Origin of the sequence: Streptomyces sp. NRRL S-337 (genome assembly GCF_000720175.1) — a bacterium.
GTDB lineage: Bacteria > Actinomycetota > Actinomycetes > Streptomycetales > Streptomycetaceae > Streptomyces > Streptomyces siderophoricus.
On the sequence record NZ_JOIX01000030.1, the window covers coordinates 26,624 to 47,722 of the forward strand.

Annotated in this window: 15 protein-coding genes and 1 pseudogene; 9 read left to right on the forward strand and 7 right to left on the reverse strand. The window is 72.0% G+C overall.

Annotated features, from left to right (window positions below):
• Positions 1 to 75: 75 nt before the first annotated feature.
• Both glp and galU read right to left on the reverse strand, forming a co-directional pair.
• On the reverse strand, positions 76 to 1,392 hold the full coding sequence (glp, locus tag IG62_RS0121445) for a gephyrin-like molybdotransferase Glp (RefSeq protein ID WP_030805513.1): 1,317 nt from the start codon (positions 1,390 to 1,392) through the stop codon (positions 76 to 78).
• 4 nt (positions 1,393 to 1,396) lie between these two features.
• On the reverse strand, positions 1,397 to 2,299 hold the full coding sequence (gene galU, locus IG62_RS0121450; RefSeq protein WP_030805515.1) for a UTP--glucose-1-phosphate uridylyltransferase GalU: 903 nt from the start codon (positions 2,297 to 2,299) through the stop codon (positions 1,397 to 1,399).
• A 111-nt stretch (positions 2,300 to 2,410) separates the two neighbouring features.
• Here galU and IG62_RS0121455 point away from each other — a divergent pair, with 111 nt between their 5' ends.
• Positions 2,411 to 3,010, forward strand: coding sequence for a 5-formyltetrahydrofolate cyclo-ligase (locus IG62_RS0121455; RefSeq protein ID WP_267887894.1), 600 nt, complete (start codon positions 2,411 to 2,413; stop codon positions 3,008 to 3,010).
• A 157-nt stretch (positions 3,011 to 3,167) separates the two neighbouring features.
• Here the strand turns inward: IG62_RS0121455 and IG62_RS0121460 are convergent, their stop codons facing one another.
• Positions 3,168 to 5,885 (reverse strand): penicillin acylase family protein, encoded by a 2,718-nt coding sequence (locus IG62_RS0121460; protein ID WP_030805522.1) that lies wholly within the window; start codon positions 5,883 to 5,885, stop codon positions 3,168 to 3,170.
• Positions 5,886 to 6,094: 209 nt separating this feature from the next.
• Between IG62_RS0121460 and IG62_RS0121470 the strand changes: the two genes are divergently transcribed.
• The 5 genes from IG62_RS0121470 (at position 6,095) to mscL (ending at position 12,509) form a co-directional block, all read left to right on the forward strand.
• The gene (locus IG62_RS0121470) at positions 6,095 to 7,615 is read left to right on the forward strand and encodes a potassium/proton antiporter (RefSeq protein WP_030805528.1); all 1,521 of its coding nucleotides are present in this window, start codon (positions 6,095 to 6,097) and stop codon (positions 7,613 to 7,615) included.
• 324 nt (positions 7,616 to 7,939) lie between these two features.
• Positions 7,940 to 9,307 (forward strand): MFS transporter, encoded by a 1,368-nt coding sequence (locus IG62_RS0121475; protein ID WP_051798387.1) that lies wholly within the window; start codon positions 7,940 to 7,942, stop codon positions 9,305 to 9,307.
• Between the two features lie 207 nt (positions 9,308 to 9,514).
• Positions 9,515 to 9,856: an FmdB family zinc ribbon protein gene (locus IG62_RS44940; RefSeq protein WP_078872135.1), complete on the forward strand. Its 342-nt coding sequence runs from the start codon at positions 9,515 to 9,517 to the stop codon at positions 9,854 to 9,856.
• 347 nt (positions 9,857 to 10,203) lie between these two features.
• The gene (locus tag IG62_RS0121490) at positions 10,204 to 11,037 is read left to right on the forward strand and encodes an S-methyl-5'-thioadenosine phosphorylase (protein WP_030805539.1); all 834 of its coding nucleotides are present in this window, start codon (positions 10,204 to 10,206) and stop codon (positions 11,035 to 11,037) included.
• A gap of 959 nt (positions 11,038 to 11,996) precedes the next feature.
• Positions 11,997 to 12,509, forward strand: coding sequence for a large conductance mechanosensitive channel protein MscL (mscL, locus tag IG62_RS0121495; protein WP_030805542.1), 513 nt, complete (start codon positions 11,997 to 11,999; stop codon positions 12,507 to 12,509).
• 122 nt (positions 12,510 to 12,631) lie between these two features.
• Here mscL and IG62_RS46490 read toward each other — a convergent pair whose 3' ends face one another.
• The 4 genes and pseudogenes from IG62_RS46490 to IG62_RS0121515 all read right to left on the reverse strand — a co-directional run bounded on the left by IG62_RS46490 (position 12,632) and on the right by IG62_RS0121515 (position 17,571).
• Positions 12,632 to 12,937, reverse strand: coding sequence for a hypothetical protein (locus IG62_RS46490; RefSeq protein ID WP_107053031.1), 306 nt, complete (start codon positions 12,935 to 12,937; stop codon positions 12,632 to 12,634).
• A gap of 513 nt (positions 12,938 to 13,450) precedes the next feature.
• Positions 13,451 to 14,448, reverse strand: a pseudogene (locus tag IG62_RS42100) (MFS transporter); the annotation flags it as partial.
• A gap of 360 nt (positions 14,449 to 14,808) precedes the next feature.
• A complete protein-coding gene (locus IG62_RS0121510) occupies positions 14,809 to 15,357 on the reverse strand; it encodes an AMP-binding protein (protein WP_078872145.1) in 549 nt (182 codons plus the stop codon).
• Positions 15,358 to 15,924: 567 nt separating this feature from the next.
• On the reverse strand, positions 15,925 to 17,571 hold the full coding sequence (locus IG62_RS0121515) for an MBL fold metallo-hydrolase (protein ID WP_030805551.1): 1,647 nt from the start codon (positions 17,569 to 17,571) through the stop codon (positions 15,925 to 15,927).
• 266 nt (positions 17,572 to 17,837) lie between these two features.
• Between IG62_RS0121515 and IG62_RS0121520 the strand changes: the two genes are divergently transcribed.
• The 3 genes from IG62_RS0121520 (at position 17,838) to IG62_RS0121535 (ending at position 21,099) form a co-directional block, all read left to right on the forward strand.
• Positions 17,838 to 18,851, forward strand: a complete 1,014-nt coding sequence (locus tag IG62_RS0121520) for a GntR family transcriptional regulator (protein ID WP_234326660.1) — start codon at positions 17,838 to 17,840, stop codon at positions 18,849 to 18,851.
• Between the two features lies 1 nt (position 18,852).
• Positions 18,853 to 19,782 carry a sulfite exporter TauE/SafE family protein gene (locus tag IG62_RS0121525; protein ID WP_030805555.1) on the forward strand — a complete coding sequence of 310 codons (930 nt, stop codon included), beginning with the start codon at positions 18,853 to 18,855 and terminating at the stop codon, positions 19,780 to 19,782.
• Between the two features lie 111 nt (positions 19,783 to 19,893).
• The gene (locus IG62_RS0121535; protein ID WP_030805557.1) at positions 19,894 to 21,099 is read left to right on the forward strand and encodes an NAD(P)/FAD-dependent oxidoreductase; all 1,206 of its coding nucleotides are present in this window, start codon (positions 19,894 to 19,896) and stop codon (positions 21,097 to 21,099) included.

Here is a 21,099-nt window from a genome sequence, read left to right on the forward strand (position 1 = left end):
CCAAACTGCCGCCTGTGGGACGACACCGTACCTCCGGTGGCCGCGGAGCACCCGGTACGGGTTTTCGGGGGCCGGTTATCCGAGCGGGACGACGCCCACGTCCGCGCCCTCGGGGACCTCGGTGGTGTCCTCGGGGACGACGATCAGCGCGTTGGCGTGGGCCATGGCCTTGATCAGGTGGGAGCCGGCGCCGCCGACCGGGGTGACGGTGCCGGCGTCGGCGTCGTAGGAGCCGCGCAGGAACTGCCGCTTGCCCTTGGGCGACGAGGCGAGGGCGGCGGTGCAGCGGGCCGTGGTGGTCGGGCGGTGGACGTCCGGCAGGCCCATCAGGGCGCGGATGACCGGGCGGACGAACAGCTCGAAGGAGACGTAACTGCTGACGGGGTTGCCGGGGAGGGCCAGCAGCGGGATCTCGTCGGGGCCGATCAGGCCGAAGCCCTGGGGCTTGCCGGGCTGCATGGCGAGCTTGCGGAACTCGACCTTCCCCTCGTCCGCGGAGAGGCCGGCCAGGGTCTCCTTGACCACGTCGTACGCGCCGACGCTGACGCCGCCGCTGGTGACCAGGACGTCGGCCCGGATGAGCTGGTCCTCCAGGGTGGCGCGCAGGGTCTCGGCGTCGTCGGCGACCGCGCCGACGCGGTAGGCGAGGGCGCCGGCGGCGCGGGCCGCGGCGGTGAGCTGGAAGCTGTTGGAGTCGTGGATCTGGCCGGGGCCCAACGCCTCGCCGGGCTGGACGAGTTCGCTGCCGGTGGACACCACCACGACGCGGGGGCGCGGGCGGACGAGGACCGTGCCGCGGCCGAGGGCGGCGAGCAGGCCGATCTGGGAGGGGCCGAGGAGGGTGCCGGCGCGCAGTGCGAGCTCTCCTTGGGTGACGTCGCTGCCGCGGGCGCGGATGTGGGCGCCGGCCGGGGCCGGGCGGTGGACACGGACCTCGCCGCCGGCGCCCTCCGGGGCGGCGCTGTGGGCCCGCATCGTGGCGGCCGGGCCTTCTCCGGCGCCGCCGTCGGTCCATTCGACGGGGACGACGGCCTCGGCGCCGGGCGGGAGGGGGGCGCCGGTCATGATGCGGGCGGCCTGGCCGGGGCCGACCTCGGGGAGCTCGCCGCTGCCGGCCGCGACGTCGCCGATGACGGTCAGGGTGGCCGGGGCGGCCTCGGTGGCCTGCGCGACGTCGGCGGCGCGGACCGCGTAGCCGTCCATGGAGCTGTTGTCGAAGGGCGGCAGGGGGACGGTGACGGTGACGTCCTCGACCAGGACGCAGCCCTGGGCGTCGAGGAGCTGCAGCTCGATCGGGTCCAGCGGGACGATCTTCGACAGGACGTCGTCGAGGTGCTCGGCCACCGACCAGACGCGGTCCGGGTGGCTGGTCTGGCCGGTGGCGTGGTTCAACGTCCTACATCTCCTCGGTGACGTAACTGCGAAGCCAGGTCCGGAAGTCGGGGCCCAGGTCTTCACGTTCGCATGCGAGTCTGACAATGGCACGCAGATAGTCGCCACGGTCACCGGTGTCATAGCGCCGGCCCTTGAAGACGACGCCGTGCACCGGGCCGCCGAGCGACGGGTCGGCGGCGAGCGCCTGGAGGGCGTCGGTGAGCTGGATCTCGCCGCCGCGGCCGGGGTCGGTCTTGCGCAGCACCTCGAAGACGGCCGGGTCGAGGACGTAGCGGCCGATGATCGCGAGGTTGCTGGGGGCCTCGGCCGGGTCGGGCTTCTCGACCAGGTCGGAGACGGTGACCACGTCGTCGTCGCCGGTGGGGGCGGCGGCCGCGCAGCCATAGAGGTGGATCTGGGCCGGGTCGACCTCCATGAGGGCGATGACCGAGCCGCCGTACTGTTCCTGCACCTCGACCATGCGGGCCAGCAGGGGGTCGCGGGGGTCGATGAGGTCGTCACCGAGGAGCACGGCGAAGGGCTGGTCGCCCACGTGGGGCGCGGCGCACAGCACCGCGTGGCCGAGGCCCTTGGGGTCGCCCTGGCGGACGTAGTGCATGGTGGCCAGGTCGCTGGATTCCTGGACCTTGGCGAGCCGGGACTCGTCGCCCTTGCGGTGCAGGGCCTCTTCGAGTTCGTAGTTGCGGTCGAAGTGGTCCTCGAGCGGGCGCTTGTTGCGGCCGGTGACCATCAGGACGTCGGAGAGCCCGGCGGCGGCCGCCTCCTCCACCACGTACTGGATGGCGGGCTTGTCGACGACCGGGAGCATCTCCTTGGGTGTGGCCTTCGTGGCGGGGAGAAACCTGGTGCCGAGGCCGGCTGCCGGAATGACAGCCTTGCTGATCCGTGTGTGCGATGGAGTCATGCGCGACACCATAACCGGCCCTTTCGGAACGATGATGAGGGTCCGGTGAATAGAGCATGAGAGCGGGAGCAAGGGCACACAGTGAGCAAGCAGCACGATAGGAAACGAAGGTTGCGGCGGGATCTCCAGGAGGTAAGGAGATCATTGCCGCCGGATGTCCTCGCGGCAGCGGGCGAGGCGCTGGCCCGACGGACCCTGGAACTGGAGGAGTTGGCGCCGTTCCTCGCCCCGTCGACGGCGGACGAGGGCGCCCGCCGGCCGACGGTCGCGGCGTACGTCTCGATGGGCTCGGAGCCGCCCACCGGGGCCCTGCTGGACCGGCTGCGGGAGGCGGGGGTGCGGGTGCTGCTGCCGGTGCTGATGCCGGACAACGATCTCGACTGGGCGCCGTACGAGGGTGCCGACCGTCTGGTGCCGGCGGGCTGGGGGCTGCACGAACCGGCCGGTGAGCGGCTGGGCCCGCAGGCGGTCGCGCAGGCGGACGTGGTGCTGCTGCCGGGGCTGGCGGTGGACCGCGACGGGGTGCGGCTGGGCCGCGGCGGCGGCTCGTACGACCGGGTGCTGGAGCGGCTGGACCGGGCCGGGTCCCCGGCGCACCTGGTGGTGCTGCTGTTCGACGCGGAGGTGCGGGACGAGGTGCCGGCCGAGCCGCACGACCGGCGGGTGCACGCCGCGGTGACCCCGTCGGGGGTGCACCGGTTCCGGCACTGAGCCCGCCGGCCCGCCGCGTACGCCGGAGCCACCGGACCGCGGCCGGACCCGCGGCCGCCACCGGTCCGCCGGACCGGGCCCGAACGCCGCCGGGCGGGCCGGAGATCGTCCCGTGGGAGATCTCCGGCCCGCCCGGCGGCTCATGACGGCCGCGGCCTTACGGCGACAGCGTCAGGGTGTCCTTGCCGGCCTTCTTGACGGCGTCCTCGCTGTACGCCCAGGGCAGCAGCTCGCCCTTGGCCCACTTGTCGGTCTGGTCGTAGTAGTGGGCCTCGTAGGCGTGGCCGGAGGCGCCGGTGAGGTTGATCCAGCGGGACTTGTCGAGGTCGGCGAGGTTGACGACCATCCGCATCGACGGCACCCAGGTGACCTTGTAGCCGCCGGCCGCGTTCCAGCCGGTGGCGTCGACCGCGGCCTCACCGCCGCCGAGGTTCCACGGGCCGCGGTTGAACAGGCCCTGCAGCATCCCGGGGCCGTCGGTGCCCAGGGTCTGGTTCTTCAGGAACATCTGGTGCAGCCGGCCCCAGGTCCAGTTGTCGATGTTCTTGCCCAGCTTGGAGGTCAGCTCGTAGCGGGCGTCCTTCATGGCGTGCGCGAGGAGCTGGTCGCGGTTCTTGTCGCCGGGGCGGCCGGGCCGGTCCTCGGTCTTCCACCAGGCGTTGCCGGGGTCGTCGAGGATGTCGCGGACGACCTCGTACCAGCGGTCGCCGCCGTCGGGCTGGGCAGTGTCGCCGGCCCGCTCGCCGCACTCGCGGACGTAGGTGTCGTTCTCGTCGGCGGGGCCGGTCTCGTCGGCCGGGCGGACGGTCAGGCACTGGCCCTCGGGACGCAGCTCCTTGGGCATCTTGTTGCCGAAGGCGAGCTTGAGGGTGTTGCGCCAGACGGCGTTGAAGTAGGCGGCCGCGGCGGAGTCGGGCTCCTGGGTGAAGTCCCAGCCCTCCAGCAGCTGCTGGGCGTCGCGGACGTATTTGTCCTTGATGTCGATCTTCGTCAGGTAGGGCGTCAGCAGCCGGGCGATCTCACTGCTGTTGTCCTTCTGGAAGGCCTGCATGTCGTCGGTGGAGACCTTGCCGCCGTCCTTGATCTTCGACTCGATCAGGTCGTTGATCCGCTGACTGCGGGAGCCGTAGCCCCAGTCCTTGGTGATCAGGTACGGGTACTTCTCGTCGGTGACGGCCTGGTTGGCGGTGACGATGTAGCCGCGCTCGGGGTTGTACTCGTACGGCAGGGCGGACTGCGGGATGTAGCCCTTCCACTGGTAGCGGGAGTCCCAGCCGGGCGCCGGGTAGGTGCCGTCGAAGTGGCCGTCGCCCTTGCCGCGGACCGGGATCCGGCCGGGTGCCTGGTAGCCGATGTTGCCCTTGGTGTCGGCGTAGACCAGGTTCTGCGAGGGCACCTCGAAGTGCGCGGCGGCCTTGCGGAAGCCGGTCCAGTCGTGGGCGCGGTTGAGCTCGAAGACGGCGTCCATGGAGCGGCCGGGGTCGAGCGCGGTCCAGCGGAGCGAGACGGCGTAGCCGTCGCCGCGGTCCGGGGCGGCGTTGCCCACGGGGGCGTCCTTGCCGACGTTGCCGAGTTCGTCGTCGCGGTCGGAGACGATCGGGCCGTTGTTGGTGGCGCGGACGGTGATCTGGTGGCTCTCGCCGCCGGCGACCTTGATGGTCTCCTTGCGCGTGAGGAACGGCCGCTGTCTGTTGTCGTAGAGGTAGCCGTCGGCGTTGACCTTCTCCAGGTACAGGTCGGTGACGTCGGCGCCGAGGTTGGTCATGCCCCAGGAGATGTCCTGGTTGTGGCCGATGACGACGCCGGGCATCCCGGAGAAGGTGAAGCCGGAGACGTCGTAGCCGCACTTGGGGCCGGTGTTACGGCAGTGCAGGCCCATCTGGTACCAGAGCGAGGGCATCTGCGGTGCCAGGTGCGGGTCGTTGGCGAGCAGCGGCTTGCCGGTGGCGGTGTGCGCGCCGGAGACGACCCAGGAGTTGGAGCCGATGCCGTTGCCGTTGGGGCCGAGCAGCGCCGGGACCTCGTTCACCGTCTTGGACAGCGAGGACAGCTGGGACCGGAGTCCGGTGACGGCGCCGCCGGCCGGGGTGGCGTTGGCCGAGCCCTTGGGCGTGAACTTCTTGGTGGCCGGGTCGACCGCGCCGCCGTCCACGATCGGCTTGTTCCGCTTGTACGGGTATGCCGGGTAGAGCTCGTTGATCTGCTGCTGGCTGAAGCGGCTGGTCATCAGGGACCGGTCGATCTCCTCCTGCATGTTGCCGCGCAGGTCCCAGGCCATCGCCTTGAGCCAGGCCACCGAGTCGGCCGGCGTCCACTTCTCGGGCTTGTAGTCGTTCTCGAAGTCCAGCGCCGCGTACTCCAGGGAGAGCGCCGAGCCCTCGTGGTCCTTGAGGTAGGCGTTGACACCGGCGGAGTACGCCTGGAGGTACTTCTTGGTGCTGGGCGAGAGCTTGGTGTCGTATTCCTGCTGCGCGACCCGGTGCCAGCCCAGCGTGCGCAGGAACTCGTCGGTCTTGACCTGGCTCTTGCCGAACATCTCGGACAGCCGGCCGGCGGTCATGTGGCGCCGGACGTCCATCTCCCAGAAGCGGTCCTGGGCCTGGACGTAGCCCTGGGCGCGGAAGAGGTCCTCGTCGGTGTCGGCGTAGATCTGCGGGATGCCGTTGGCGTCGCGGACGACGTCCACGGGGTCGGCCAGGCCCGGGAGTTTGAGTGAGCCGGTGGTCTGCGGGAACGAGGCCCGTACGGTGCTGACTCCCCAGAACGCGCCGAAGCCGATGCCCGCCACGAGCAGCAGCACGACCGTGATGGCGACGAGGCGGCCGCGCCGCCCCTTCTTCTTCCTGGGGACTGGGCCGGACTTGTTGGCGGGCATCTCTGTCCTTCGAGGGGCAGGGTGGGAGTGCTGGAGCAACCATAGGCGCACGGGTTCGGCGACCCCTACGCGGAGTCACCACCAGCACCCCCAACCTTCAAGCAATGGTAAATTGTTAGCCTCAGTAACTAGATAGGGTAAGGAAAGAGCGCCCGAAGACCACCCCCGGACCGTCGTTTTTCGGAACCCGTGCGAGGAAGGACCAGCTCCTGACTGTCGACCACCTCAACGAACTCCTGCTGCTCTGCTCGCTCGTACTGCTCATCGCGGTCGCCGCGGTACGGCTCTCCTCGCGCAGCGGGCTCCCCAGCCTGCTCATCTACCTGGGGATAGGCATCGCCATCGGCCAGGACGGCCTCGGCGGGGTCGTCTTCGACGACGCCGAGCTGACCCAACTCCTGGGCTATGCCGCGCTGGTCGTGATCCTCGCCGAGGGCGGTCTGGGCACCAAGTGGAAAGAGATCAAGCCGGCACTGCCCCAGGCGGCGGTGCTGTCGACGGTCGGCGTCGCGGTGAGCGTGGGGGTCACCGCGGCCGGAGCGCACTATCTGGCCGGCCTCGGCTGGCGGCAGGCGCTGCTGATCGGCGCCGTGGTCTCGTCCACGGACGCCGCGGCGGTCTTCTCCGTCCTGCGCAGCGTGCCGCTGCCGGCCCGGCTCTCGGGTGTCCTCGAAGCGGAATCCGGCTTCAACGACGCCCCGGTGGTCATCCTGGTCGTCGCCTTCTCCACCGCCCGAGAGGTCGACCACTGGTACGTCCTCCTCGGTGAGATCGCCCTGGAGCTGGCGATCGGCGCCGCCCTCGGCCTCGCGATCGGCTGGCTCGGCGCCTACTGCATGCGGCACGTGGCGCTGCCGGCCTCCGGTCTCTACCCCATCGCCGTCATGGCCATCGCGGTCTCCGCCTACGCGGCCGGCGCACTGGCGCACGGCTCGGGCTTCCTCGCCGTCTATCTGGCCGCGATGATCCTCGGCAACGCCAAGCTGCCGCACGCCCCGGCCACCCGCGGCTTCGCCGAGGGGCTCGGCTGGATCGGCCAGATCGGCATGTTCGTCCTGCTGGGCCTGCTGGTCACCCCGCACAACCTCCTCGACGACGTGGTGCCGGCCCTGGTCATCGGCATGATCCTCACCCTCGTCGCCCGCCCGACCTCGGTGTTCGTCTCGCTGCTGCCCTTCCACGTGCCCTGGCAGGAGAAGACCCTGCTGTCGTGGGCCGGGCTGCGCGGCGCGGTCCCCATCGTGCTGGCCACCATCCCGATGGTGGGCGCCGTCCCCGGCAGCGAGGGCGTCTTCAACGTCGTCTTCGTCCTGGTCGTGGTCTACACCCTGATCCAGGGGCCGACCCTGCCCTGGCTCGCCCGGCACCTCCGGCTGGGCGACGGCGAGGAGCCCGCCGACCTGGGCATCGAGTCCGCCCCGCTGGAGCGGCTGCGCGGCCATCTGCTGTCGACGTCCATCGGGCCGGCCTCCCGGATGCACGGCGTCGAGGTCGGCGAGCTGCGGATGCCGGCGGGCGCCGCGGTCACCCTCATCGTCCGGGACGGCTCCAGTTTCGTGCCCTCGCCGTCGACCGTGCTGCGGCGCGGCGACGAACTGCTGGTCGTCGCCACGGACCCGGTGCGCGACGCGGCCGAGCGGCGGCTGCAGGCGGTCTCCCGCGGCGGCAAGCTGGCCGGCTGGCTGGGCACCGGCGCCGCCCCGCGGCGCCGCGGTCACGGCCACCACTGACGTCCGCGGGGCCATGGTGGCGGGCTGCCCCGCAATGTGGCGGACATCTCCAAGAAAGCCAAGGAAAAGCGGGTGAAGCGCTGGCTAATCCCAGGGCCTCCCCCGCTCGGGCCTGTACAATCAAGAAGGAACAACGACGAACCACCTCTGCCTGATGCAGAGCTGGCGCGACCGCTCGGCGGCCGCGGTCCCCTGCCACCTGCAGCCACCTCTCGGGGTGCGGACCACGCGGTATCACTCGGTCCAGCGCGAGAGGACAGCTCTCGGCGCGTACCCGTGACGACCTCTCGGCGACGCGCTACCAGGCGGCAGAAAGGCCCGGCCGTGGCATCCGCGGTCAAGCACTCCCGTCCCGGTTACGGACAACTGCTCCGCACCCCTGGTGCGTGGACCTTCCTCCTGCCCGGCTTTCTGGCCCGGCAGCCGTTCGCGATGCTGACCATCGGCATCGTGCTGCTCGTCCAGTCCACCACCGGCTCCTACGGCACCGCCGGCGCGGTCTCGGCCGCCACCGGTGTCTCGATGGCACTGTTCGCCCCGCAGAGCGGCAAGCTCGCCGACCGTTTCGGCCAGCGCGCGGTGCTGATCCCCGGCATCCTCGTGCACACCGCCGGTGTCGCGGCGCTGATCGTCCTGGCCCTGGCGCACGCGCCCCTGTGGGCGCTGCTCGCCGTGGCCGTCCCCACGGGCGCCTCGACTCCGCAGGTCGGCCCGATGGTGCGGGCCCGCTGGGCGTCCCGCCTCGGTGGCAGTCCGCTGATGCCGACGGCGGCCGCCTTCGAGTCGGTGACCGACGAGTTCACCTTCGTGGTCGGCCCGGTCCTGGCGACCGCGCTGTGCACCGGCATCCACCCGGCCGCCGGCCTGATCGCCGAGGCCGTGCTGACCCTGGCCGGCGGCCTGCTCTTCGCCTCCCAGCGCCGCACCCAGCCGCCCGTCCACCAGGCGCGGGCCGACGACCGGCCGCGCGTCTCGGCCCTGTCGGTCCCCGGCGTCCGCGTGCTGATCGTGGCGTTCCTCGGCATCGGCGCCGTCTTCGGCGGCATGCAGGTCTCGCTGACCGCGTTCACCCAGGCCATCGGCCAGCCCGGCATCAACGGCCTGCTCTACGGGATCTTCGCCGGCGGCAACATGCTCGCCGGGATCGCCTGCGGCGCCATCGCCTGGAAGGTCGGCCCGCGCCGCCGGCTGCTGGTCGCCTACGGGCTGCTGGCGCTGGCCACCACCCCGCTGTGGACGGTGACCGCGGTGCCGCTGCTGGGCGCCGTCGGCCTGGTCGTCGGTCTCTGCATCGCCCCCGCCCTGATCACCGGCTACACCCTGGTCGAGTCCCTCGTCCCGGCCGCCGCCCGCACGGAGGCGTTCACCTGGCTGACCGGCGCGGTCGCCCTGGGCCAGGCCGTCGCTGCCACCTCCGCCGGCCAGCTCACCGACCGCTTCAGCCCCAGCACCGGCTTCCTGGTCCCCCTGGCCGGCACGGCCCTGGCCCTGGTGGTGCTGCTGGCCCTGCGCGCCCACCTGCTGCCGCGCTCCTCGTCCGTGGTGACCGGCTCGGACCTGCCGGACACGGCGGCCGAAACGGACCCGGCGACGGAGCAGACGACGGAGCCGGCCACGGCGTCCGGGAGCGACTCCGCCACCGGGACGGGCCCGACGGCCGAGGACCGCGGGCGGGAGCTGGCGAACGCCTGACGGGACGGGCGCGGACAGGTGCTGGCGGATCAGTGCCGGCGGAGTGCCGGCGGGGTGCCGGCGAACGCCTGCCGCCGTCCGTCGCGGACCGGCCCCGGACGTGGGGTCGGTCACCGTCTGCCCGGTCGCAGTGGACTGACGCGCCGGAATACTGCAATATGGAGCGTCGTTAGCACTCATCGAGTGAGAGTGCCAGGAGGAAGTCAAGTGCCGACCTACCAGTACCAGTGCACCGCGTGCGGCGAGGGCCTTGAGGCGGTGCAGAAGTTCACCGACGACGCGCTGACGGAGTGCCCCAGCTGCAACGGACGCCTCAAGAAGGTGTTCTCCGCGGTCGGCATCGTCTTCAAGGGTTCCGGCTTCTACCGCAACGACAGCCGCGGTTCGTCGTCCAGCAGCAGCCCCGCGAAGAGCTCCTCCTCGTCGAGCACGACGTCGTCCTCGGACTCCGCCGGCTCCTCGTCGAGCAGCTCCAGCTCCGACAGCAAGCCGTCCGCGCCCGCCACGTCGTCCTCCGGCAGCGCGTCGAGCACCAGCTCCGCGGCCTGAGCCCGACCCGGCAGCGCCGGCAGCACAGCCACCTTCGGGCCCCGCCGTCATCGGACGGCGGGGCCCGCTGCATGCGGGTCCACGCGGGTCCACACTCCATGCCGGTCCGCCGCATCCCGGCGCCACGGGCGGGTCCAGGCCATGCCGGTCCATTTCCTCCCGGCGCCACGGGCGGGTCCGCGCCATGCCGGTCCATTTCCTCCCGGCGCCGCGGGCGGGTCCACCAGCCATGCCGGTCCACTTCCTCTCCGCCCCCTGCCGCCTCGGTCCGCTGCATGTATGCCCACGGGGTGGCGGATCCCGGGGTGGCGGATCCGGCGGTGGCCGCCCCCGCTAAGGTGACCGCCATGGCTGACGCGGAAATAGGCGTAATAGGCGGTTCGGGCTTCTACTCCTTCCTCGACGACGTGACCGAGATCACGGTCGACACCCCCTACGGTCGCCCCAGCGACTCGGTGTTCCTCGGCGAGGTCGCCGACCGCCAGGTCGCCTTCCTCCCCCGGCACGGCCGCGACCACCGCCTCCCGCCGCACCGCATCAACTACCGCGCCAACCTGTGGGCGCTGCGCTCGCTCGGCGTACGCCAGGTCCTCGGCCCGTGCGCGGTCGGCGGGCTGCGCCCCGAATACGGCCCCGGCACACTGCTGGTCCCCGACCAGCTCGTGGACCGCACCAAGGCGCGGGTCCAGACCTACTTCGACGGCGAGCCGCTGCCCGACGGGAGCGTCCCCAACGTCGTCCACCTGACGTTCGCCGACCCCTACTGCCCCGCCGGCCGCCAGGCCGCCCTCGCTGCCGCCCGCGGCCGCGAGTGGGAACCGGTCGACGGCGGCACGCTCGTCGTCATCGAGGGCCCGCGCTTCTCGACCCGCGCCGAATCCCGCTGGCACGCCGCCCAGGGCTGGTCCGTGGTCGGCATGACCGGTCACCCCGAGGCGGTCCTGGCCCGCGAACTGAGCCTCTGCTACACATCGTTGACCCTGGTCACCGACCTGGACGCGGGCACCGAGACCGGCGACGGCGTCTCCCACGAGGAAGTCCTCCAGGTCTTCGCCCAGAATGTCGGCCGGCTCCGCGAGGTCCTCTTCGACGCGGTCGCCGCGCTGCCCCGGTCCACCGACCGCACCTGCCCCTGCGCCGACGCCCACGCGGGCTGGGACCTGGGCATCGAACTGCCGTAGGACGCCTGACGGGCCGGGGACCGGGGCCGGGCCGGGGTCAGGCCGGCGACCAGGGCCGGGACCAGGGCCGGGGGTCAGACCCGGGCCCGCTGCCTTTCCCCTGCCCCGCTCGTCCCCCACCCGAGTGGCGAAGTTATCCCCATCCCGAAGCTTCTCCACAGGCCACAGCGGGCACGGGCGCGATACGGCACGGTGGTGCTCGCCGATTCCACCGAGGCTCGTCCGATCTCCGATCTCCGATCTCCGATCTCCGATCTCCGACCTCCGCGTCGCCGACGAGCCGTCACCACCCAAGGCGGTCCCACCATGCCCACTACGCCGTACACCCCACTCGCCCCTCTCGCCTCGTGCTCTCCCGTTCCCTCTGCTGCTCTCCCGTCCGATCGCTCGGCTGATCTCTCGTCGCCGCCCCTCCCCACTCCCCCACGGTGTGAAGTGCCCCACTTTCCACCGGTACGAGCCGGCGGCGGCGGGGGCGGATGGGGCAGGGCCGGGCCACGCCGGATGCTGATCGCCGGGCTCGCGATGACCGCCGCAGCACTGGCCGGTGCGGCCTCGTACGGGGCCGTACGAGCCTTACCCGCGACGGGCTGCCCGTCGACGGCGGCCATCGGAGGGCGGTAGCCATGCCGCAAGATCGAGTGGCTTCTCCGCACACCGCCCGCGAAACTGCTGCGAGTGGCGGGGCACCTGCCGCGGGGGCCTGGGCCGGTCGCGCCAACGGTGGCGCGCCGCCCGTACCGGAACCGTCGGTCCGGCCCACCGCACGAAACCCATCCGCCGGACCAGCACCGACGCACTGGCCGATCACTGGTTCAGTCGCCGGCTCGATCGCGGCTTCGGTCGCTGGTTCGTGTTGCCCGACTGGACATCGCTGCTGTGCCCTGCCGTAAGTTGCGGTGCTGATTGTTCGTGCACCGTCCGTGGTGAGCGTCGTGAGCGTGGAAAGAGGCTGTCAGGTGAGCGAGAGCAAGGGCGTCCTGCAGGGGTTCCGGGAATTCCTGATGCGGGGCAACGTGATCGAACTCGCGGTCGCGGTCGTTGTCGGTGCGGCGTTCACCAACATCGTCAACGCCGTGGTCAAGGGCGTGATCAACCCGATCGTCGGCGCTCTGGGTTCGCAGAACCTCGACAACTACAAGGCGTGCCTCACCACCTGCCACACGGACAAGAAGACGGGCGCGTTCACCGACGGGATCTACGTCCTCTGGGGTTCGGTGCTCAGTTCCGCACTGACCTTCCTGATCACCGCCGGGGTCGTCTACTTCCTCATGATCCTTCCGATGAACAAGTGGAAGGAGCGCCAGGCGGCCAGGAAGCCGGTCGACAACAACCCGCTGGCCCCGACCGAGGTCGAGCTGCTCACCGAGATCCGCGACGCCCTCATCGCCCAGCGCACCACCTCTGCTGCTCCCGTGCCCTCCTCCACCTCCGGCACGATCGGCACCCAGAAGACGCAGACGCAGCGCTAGCAGGTCAGAAGCGGCCACACCCGGCGGCCGCCCCAGAGATCTCCGAGGCCTCCAGAGTTTCAGAGCTCTCCGAGGTCTCCCAGGTCTCCGGAGTTCCGGGGACCTCCGAGATCTCAGGGATCTCAGAGGTGATGGGGCGGCTTCTCCGCGAGAAAACGGGCGAGGTCGGAGGCGCTGTCTCCACCGGCCGGGCGTTCGCCCCAGCCCCTGTCGGTGTCGTCCGAGGACTGCTGGTTCAGCGGGTCGTCGAAGATCAGCGCCGCGGCAGACTTGGGAGCCGCCCGCCGAGGGGCCACGGCCGCGGGCTCAGACACGGCCTCGGAGGTGTCCGCCGGCCCACGGTCACCGTCTCCCTCGACGGCGGCGTCCGGGGCAGCAGGACCGGCCTGAGGCTCAGCGTCCCGCTCGAAATCAGGGGTGGTACTCACCTCTCCAGAGTACGGGCGGGCCCAACGAAGCCACCGAGCGGCAACGACCCTCGGCACTCCCTCCGGGGTACGCCGCCCCCTCAGCCTCTGTCCCCTCCGCTCAGCCACCCTCCACCCTCCCGCCAGCGTGCGTGCGTGCGTGGGTATCGGCTGCCGGGCCCGCCGCCCCCCTCCCATCCCCTCCCGTCGCCAGAGCTCCTCGCAGACCGATTCCAAGGCAGAACGGCCGGGGGATGCCTCCGGCACGTAGACGCACCCCCCGCTTTCCCGCTCCCCCCAGGGCGGCGCTGATGTCTAGTGGCCCTTGTCGTGGGTGGGTATGGGGCGCGGGCGCTGGCCGCCGTTGGGCCGGGTCGGCGGGCTCTGTGAGGCATGGCTGCGTTTGTGGGGGCGAGTCCGGTCGGTGCTGCCGGGGAGGGAGTGGCGAGCGGGTGCGGATGATGAGTGAGGGGAGGACATGGGTCGGTCACCTTTCAGATGGACCTGGAACAGGTACGTCACTTGAACCCCGTCGACCTGGGAGAGGTGGGCGCCGCCGCGCAGTACGGGTTTGCGGCGGGGCCGTATTGGTGCATGCGTCGAAGTCGAGGCGGAGGTCGCACAGGGTGCTGCGGAGGTTCTCGACGTAGGGGCGATGTGGATGAGGGCGCCGCCGTGCCGCAGTGGCGGCAGGCGAAGAGCTCGTCGTCCTTCCGGGCGGCGTATTTGAACACCGTGGGCCGCAGGGCGAGGGAGGGGTCGGCGCCGCCGCGCAGGAAGGGCGCGGGGAACGTCAGCCGGAGTCCGGTGACGGAGACGGCGAGCAGGGGCAGCAGCGGGACGACCTCGTAGGCAAATCGCTGGCGGGTGCCGGCTGTTCGGTCGTGTAGGTGGCTCCACAGGAAATGGCCGGCGCCCGCGATGACGAGGCCGGCGGCGAGGTCGAGGCCGTGGAACACGGCCCGGCCGACGGCGTCGGAGGAAAGGAAGCCGAGGGCTTTCGGGCCCCAGAGCCGCATCTCGTAGCCGGGGCCGGCGCCGGCGCCGGCGCCGGTCGATGCGGGGAAGGTGAACCATCCCCAGGCGAGGGGAAAGGTGATCACCCCGGTGAACAGGAAGCCCCGGAAGGCGAGTTGGTGGGCGGCCCAGCGGGTGGCGGAACGGGCGCCGAGGAATTTCAGGGAGCCCAGGTAGGTGGTCGCCAGTTGGGGCAGGGCGGTGGGCGCCTTACGGAAATTCTCGCGGGAGATGAGGGGGTGCCGGCCCTGCCGGAGCAGCCCGCGGGCGAGTGGTTCGCTGCCCCAGAGGGTGTGGCGGTAGGCGACGCGGATGGCGAAGAAGACGGCGGCCACGGCGTACGGGAGCAGCGTCGAGTCGGAGCCCCGGAGCAGGCGGCTGCCCAGAACGAGGCCGTTGGTGAGGGTGAGGGTGACGGCGAGGACGAGGAGCAGCGCGACGGCGGAGGGCGTGAGTGGGGCGCGGACGTTCCCTGTTGACCTGGTCCGCGTTGACCTGGTCCGCGGCGGGGCCATAGGTGCCTGAGGTCGGCCGGTCACCTCGCTACCGCCGGTTACCTGGCTACCGTTGGTCGCCTGGCTACCGCCGACCACCTCTCTGCCGTCGGTCGTCTCGCTACCGCCGGTCGCCCCGCTTTCGTCGGTCGGCCCGGTGTCGTCGGTCGATTCGGTGGCGTCGGTCGGCTTGGGGCTGCCGGTTGCCGCAGGTATACCGGTTGCGTGGTCCGCCTCGGTCCCGGCCGGGGTGGCGGCAGGGGCGGGTGGGGCGGCGTCCGGGTGCTGGGGCACGAGGCCCACGCTAGGAAGATACTGGGCGGTTCGCCCGTTTTTGTGGCCTCAGTGGGTGACGTATGCGGGAGGGATCGAGGCCCTCTCCTACCGGCAGGCGGGGGTCCGTCCCTCCAGGGCCTCGTGCCACCACAGGTCGCGGCCCGGCTTCCAGGACACCGGCCGGGAGCAGCGGTTCACCACCAGGACCGTCCGTACGGGCGTCTCCCCCGCCGCGGCGGCGCGCGCCAGTGCGTGGTCGAGCAGCGGTTTCACCGGCCGTACCGCCCCGTCCCAGAACGCCGCGTCCGCCGTGATCACCACCCGCGTCGACGACTCCCGCGTACGCGCGACGAGTTCGGGCACCGTCAGGGAGACCGGCAGGGTCGTCCGGATCGCCTCCAGTCGACCGCAGGCGAGCGTGGCGATCACGGATTCCGGCACCAACGGCAGGTGCACCGCGACCCGGTCACCGGCCCGGACCCCGAGCCGGGCGAGTGCGCCGGCGGCCCGTTCGGCCTGGTCCAGGAGCATGCCGTGGGTGAGCTCTTCCAGGCGGCCCGGTTCCCCGCTCCAGGTGAGGGCGACCCGCGAGGAATCGGGCTCTTGTATTTCCCCGGCGGGGTCTGCATGCTTGGTGATCACACGGCGCAACATGCGGATCAGCATGGAGATCACGGATCAACGATCGCTGAACGTCCGCTGTACGGGGCCCCGCGCCCGCCCCTTCTCGCACCCAGGCAGCTGGCTCGCGCTCTGAAGTCCTGCCCCCTTCCGGTGCACTTCATCCCTCCTCTCCACTTCCGTTTTTCCGTCTTCCGTTGCCTGCCGTACGTCGCACGGAGCCGTCGCACGGAGCCGTCGCACGGAGCCGTCGCACGAGCACGTCGTGTACGGCATGGCGCACGGCCAGCCGTACGTGACGCTGACCGCGGCCGGGGCGGTGGCCAGGCGGTGATGACGGCCACGGCGGGCCTCGGGCTTAGGGCCGGCGGCGGGTCGGGCCCGTCCTTGGCGCTCCCGGCCGCGGCCTGCCTGGTCGCAGGCGGGGCGCTGGTACTCGTCCGCGTAGGGCGCCCGGGGCGGCGGCACTGACCGGTCGACGGGCCGGGGAAAGGGGCCGGAAAAGGGCCGTCCCACGATGGCCGCCCCTTCCGGTCTGCGGCTGCGCCCACCCCTACCGGGCCGCGCCTCACACCCGCCCCTCCCGCCTCAGGTCCCGCCTCAGGTCCGGTCGCAGCTCCCGGCCATCGCCTCATAGCCCCCTTCCACATCGCACACGTCCCCGAACCCCCGCGCCTCCAGGAGGGCCGCCGCGATCACCGAGCGGTTTCCGCTGCGGCAGTAGAGGACGACCGGGCGGGCCGGGTCCAGTTCGGTGATGCGGTCCGGGAGGGTGGCCAACGGGATGCTGCGGGCGCCCGGGAGCGCGCCCGCCGCGTACTCGGCGGGATTGCGGACGTCCACCAGCTGGGCCCGGGAGAATCGGCCGCCGGTATCGGGACCCGTAGCCGTATCCGTATCCCAACCCGGATCCGTACCCATCGCCGTAGCCGTACCCGTAGCTGTACCGGTAGTCGTATCCGAAGCCGCAGTCAGGTCCGCATCCGGGGCGCCGACGGGCAACTCACGCCACGCCTGCGGGAGTTCCTCAGGTCGGACGCGGTGGCTGCGGCGGACCAGTGCGGGTTCCTGGTCCAATACGGCGGCTGGGTCGGGGAGATGGCCCAGGACGTGGTCGTAGCCGATGCGGGCGAGCCGCAGGCGGGCCTCCCGTTCCTTACCCGGGTCGGCGAGCAGCACGATCGGGGTGCCCGGGGCGACCACGCTGCCCGCGTACTCCGCGAACCGCGTGTCCAGGCTCGTGTGCAGCGACCCCTTCAGATGCGCCCGGGTGTAGGAGGCCAGCGGCCGGCAGTCCAGCAGCACGGCACCCTGCTGGTCGCGGGCCGCGAGGGCCTCCTCCAGGGTGAGGGCGGGCGGTTCGGCGGCATCCAGGAGCGGGTGCCCGTCCCGGTTGAGGGCGGCGTCGTGGGCGAAGTAGCCGGGTGTGGCGGGCTGTCCGGCGGTGACCAGCCGCACGAATTCGGCCACCGGCATGGGCTGCAGGGCGTAGTTGAGGCGTCGCTGGTCCCCGATGGTGGAGCTGGTCTCGGTGGACAGGCTCCGGCCGCAGGCCGATCCGGCGCCGTGTGCGGGAAAGACCCGGGTCGCGTCCGGGAGCGTCAGGAGCTTGGTGTGCAGGGAGTGGTGCAGGCGTACGGCCATGTCGTGCGGGGAGTGGCCGGCGGCGGAGAGCAGGTCGGGGCGGCCGACATCACCGACGAACAGGGTGTCGCCGGTGAGCACGCCGAACGGCACGGGATCGTCGGGGTTTTCGTGGACGACCAGACAGAGGGACTCCAGGGTGTGGCCAGGGGTGGCGAGCACGGTGAGGGTGACGCCCCCGCGCCTGCCCCCGCGCGCGCCACCGTCCTGCTGACCGCCCCCGCCCTCATCCCGGTTCCCCTCATCCCGGTTCCCCTCACCCCCGTTCCCGCAGGTCCCCCCGTTCGCCCCGTTGCCCGCCTCCCCGAGGAAGATGCGCTCGCCGTCGCGTAACCGCCGTATGGGGAAGCCGGTTCGGGCGGCCTCTCCGAAGGCGATGGTGGCGCCGGTGGCGCGGGCGAGTTCGAGGTGTCCGGAGAGGAAGTCGGCGTGCACGTGCGTCTCGATGACGAGCTCGATGCGCAGGCCGGCGGCCGCCGCGTCCTGGAGGTAGTCGTCGATGTCACGGCGCGGATCGACGAGGACGGCGCGTCCGGTGGTCTCGTCACCGATCAGGTACGACGCCTGGGAGAGGCAGTCGAGGTAGTACTGCGCGAAGTGCACGGTCGGCCTCCAGGGGTGGGCGCCCCGGGCGGCGGCTGAGGTCCGCTCGGGCGGGCGGGACGATGCGTTGTGCGGATGCACGGATGTACGTACATTAGGGAGCCGGGTTGGCGGGCGACAAGCCGGGTTCCGATGCGAGCGCCCCGAGCTGACCCGGCATCAGCCGATCCGATCCGTCCCCCAGGCCGCGGAGGGGTATCCCGCACATGTCGACCGAACCGGCAGACCCCCCGCACGGTGGGCACGGTACGAACCGTGAGCACGGCATGAACCATGAGCATGGTGCGCACAGCGCTCGCGAGGCGCATGCCGCCCCCGGCGCGCACGCCCCGCGCCCCCTGGACCGGCGCTCGCCGCTCCCCCTCTGGGCGCAGCTCCTCGCCGATCTGCGCCGTCGGATGGACGCCGGCGCGTTCACCGAGGAGTTCCCCGCAGAGCACCGGCTCACCGTCGAGTACGAGGTCAGCCGGCACACCGTCCGCGAGGCGCTGCGCAAGCTGCGCGCCGACGGCCTGGTGATCGCCGAACGCGGGCGCGCCAGCCGCCTGGACCCCCGCCGCATACAGCAGCCGCTCGGCTCGCTCTACAGCCTCTTCCGGGAACTGGAGGGGCAGGGCGTGGAGCAGCGTAGTGAAGTGCTGCGTCTCGAACGGACCGCGGACGGCACGATCGCCGGCCATCTGGGGCTGGTGCCGGACGCACCCCTGGTCGTACTGGAGCGGCTGCGGCTCGCGGACGGTGAACCGCTCGCCCACGACACCGCGTATCTGCCCGCCGAGATCGCCGAGCCCCTGCTGGACGCGGACTTCGGGCACACCTCCCTCTACGGCGAGCTGTCGCGGCGCTGTGCGGTGAAGGTCACCGGTGGCCGGGAGCGGATCCAGCCGTTCCTGCCGGACATCCGGCAGGCGTGGCTGCTGGGGCTGGCCGACCGGGAGCCGGCGTTCGCGATCGAGCGGCTGGGGCGGTCCGGGGAACGGCCGGTGGAATGGCGCGAAACGGTGGTCCGCGGTGACCGGTTCACGTTCGTGGCGGAGTGGTCGGACAGCAGCCCGGCCGTCGCACTGGCCCCGCGCGCGGCGACCCCGCCCGCCGCCCCACCTCCGCACGCCGCGGGCCCCGCCGCCCGGCACGCCGCGGGCCTCTCCGCCCCGCACGCCTCGTCCCCGCCCCCGGCCCCCTCCCCGGATCCGTCCGCGCATGCAACCTCGGATCCGAATCCGTCCGCGCATGCGCCCTCGGAACCGTCCGCGCATCCCTCCTCGTGTCCGTCCGCCTAGCGTGTCCGTCCTCATAGCCGCCGCGGCGCTGCCGTGCGGGCTGCTGATCGGGCTGCTGCTGGGGGCGCTCGGCGGTGGCGGTTCGGTGCTCGCCGTGCCGGTGCTGGTGTACGTGCTGGGCCAGTCGCCGCACGAGGCGACCGCGGGTGCGCTGGTCGTCGTCACGGTCGGCGCGGTGTCCGGGCTGCTCTGCCATGCCCGCGCGGGCCGGGTCCGGTGGGCGTCCGGCGTCACCTTCGGCGCCCTCGGTACGGCCGGCAGCTACCTCGGCTCCCGGTGGAGTGCGGCGGTGCCCCCCGCCGTCCTGATGGCGGCGTTCGCCGGGCTGATGCTCGTCGTTGCAGCGCTGCTGCTGTTACGGGGCCGGAGCGAACGGCGTGCGGCACGGTCTGCCCCGCCTCCCCGCCGATCCGCGACCCGGTCGGCCCGATTACGCACGCCCCACCCGGACCACCCGAACCGCCCAGACCGCCATCCGGACCACTCGGACCACCATCCGGACAACCCGCCCCACCCGGACCACACAGGCCGCTCCCGCCCTCCGCACCCCGCCCTCCGCTCCGGCCGGGTCGCCGTGACCGCCTCCGCCGTCGGCCTGCTCACCGGCTTCTTCGGGGTCGGCGGTGGCTTCGTCGTCGTCCCGGCCCTCACCCTCGTCCTGGGCCTGGAGATGCCGGTCGCCATCGGCACCTCACTGCTCGTCATCCTCCTCAACTCCCTTACGGCGCTGGCGACCCGGGCCGGCACCGGCGCCCTGGACTGGCCGCTGCTGGCCGGCTTCGCGGCCTGCGCGGCGGTCGGCAGCCACCTGGGCAACCGCCTCACCAACCGGCTCCCCACCCAGGTCCTGACCACCGCCTTCGCCACCCTCGTCACGCTGCTCGCGCTCACCACGGCAGCGGCCGCCGTCCCCCGCCTGTGGCCCCCGTAGCCGCGGACACCCACACCGGGACCGCCAGCAAGAACAACAGCAAGACCACCAGCAAGACCGTCAGCAAGAACCCCAGCGAGAACAACTCCCCACCCCCGTAGGAGGAACCAGATGTCCACCGCCCCCGCCCGCCACCAGGTCCTCATTGTCGGCGGCGGCACCGCAGGCATCACCGTCGCCGCCCGGTTACGCCGGGCCGGGGTCACGGACATCGCCCTGCTGGAGCCGTCCGAGACGCACTGGTACCAGCCGCTGTGGACCCTCGTCGGCGGCGGGCAGGCGCCGTTGCGCGCCTCGCTGCGTACCGAGGCGGAGCTGATACCGCCCGGTGTGCGCTGGCTGCGGGAGCGCGCCACCGGCGTGGACCCGGTGGCGCGTACCGTCACCACCGCCTCCGGCCGGGTGCTCTCCTACGGGCGGCTGGTCCTCGCGCCCGGTCTGCACCTCGACTGGGACGGCGTGCCGGGGCTGGCCGCCGCCCTGGGCCACGGCGGGGTGAGCAGCAACTACCGGCCCGACCTCGCCCCGTTCACCTGGGACCTGATCCGCCGGATGCGGCGGGGTACCGCGCTGTTCACCATGCCGTCGGGGCCGGTGAAGTGCGGCGGCGCACCGCAGAAGATCGCGTACCTGGCGGCCGATTACTGGCGCAAGCGCGGCGTGCTCGGCAACATCCGCACGATCCTGGTGCTGCCCGAACCGGCGATGTTCAAGGTCCCGGTCTTCTCGCGGGCGCTGACGGAGACGGCCCGGCGCTACGGCATCGAGGTGCGACTGAGTTCGGAGATGACCCGCCTGGACGGTGCGGCACGCGAGGCGGAAATCACCGATCACACCACCGGCGCCACGGAGACGGTCCGCTACGACCTGCTGCACGCGGTACCGCCGCAGCGGGCCCCCGAGTGGCTGGCGAACGGCCCGCTGGCCGACCCCGGTTCCCCCCAGGGGTACGTCAAGGCCGACCGCGAAACCCTCCAACACCCGGATTTCCCCACGGTTTTCGCCCTGGGGGACGTGGCGGCGCTGCCCACCTCCAAGACGGGCGCGGCGGTCCGCAAACAGGCCCCGGTCGTGGTCGCCAACCTCCTCGCGGGTCTGCGCGGCCGCCCGGCCACCGCACGCTACGACGGGTACACCTCCTGCCCGCTGGTCACCGCGCGGCACAAGATGCTGCTCGCCGAATTCGACTACGACCTGCGGCCCGCCCCCTCGTTCCCCTTCCTCGACACGACCCGGGAGCGGACCGACATGTGGTTCCTCAAGCGGTACGGCCTGCCCCAGCTCTACTTCAAGGGCATGCTCAAGGGCCTTGCGTAG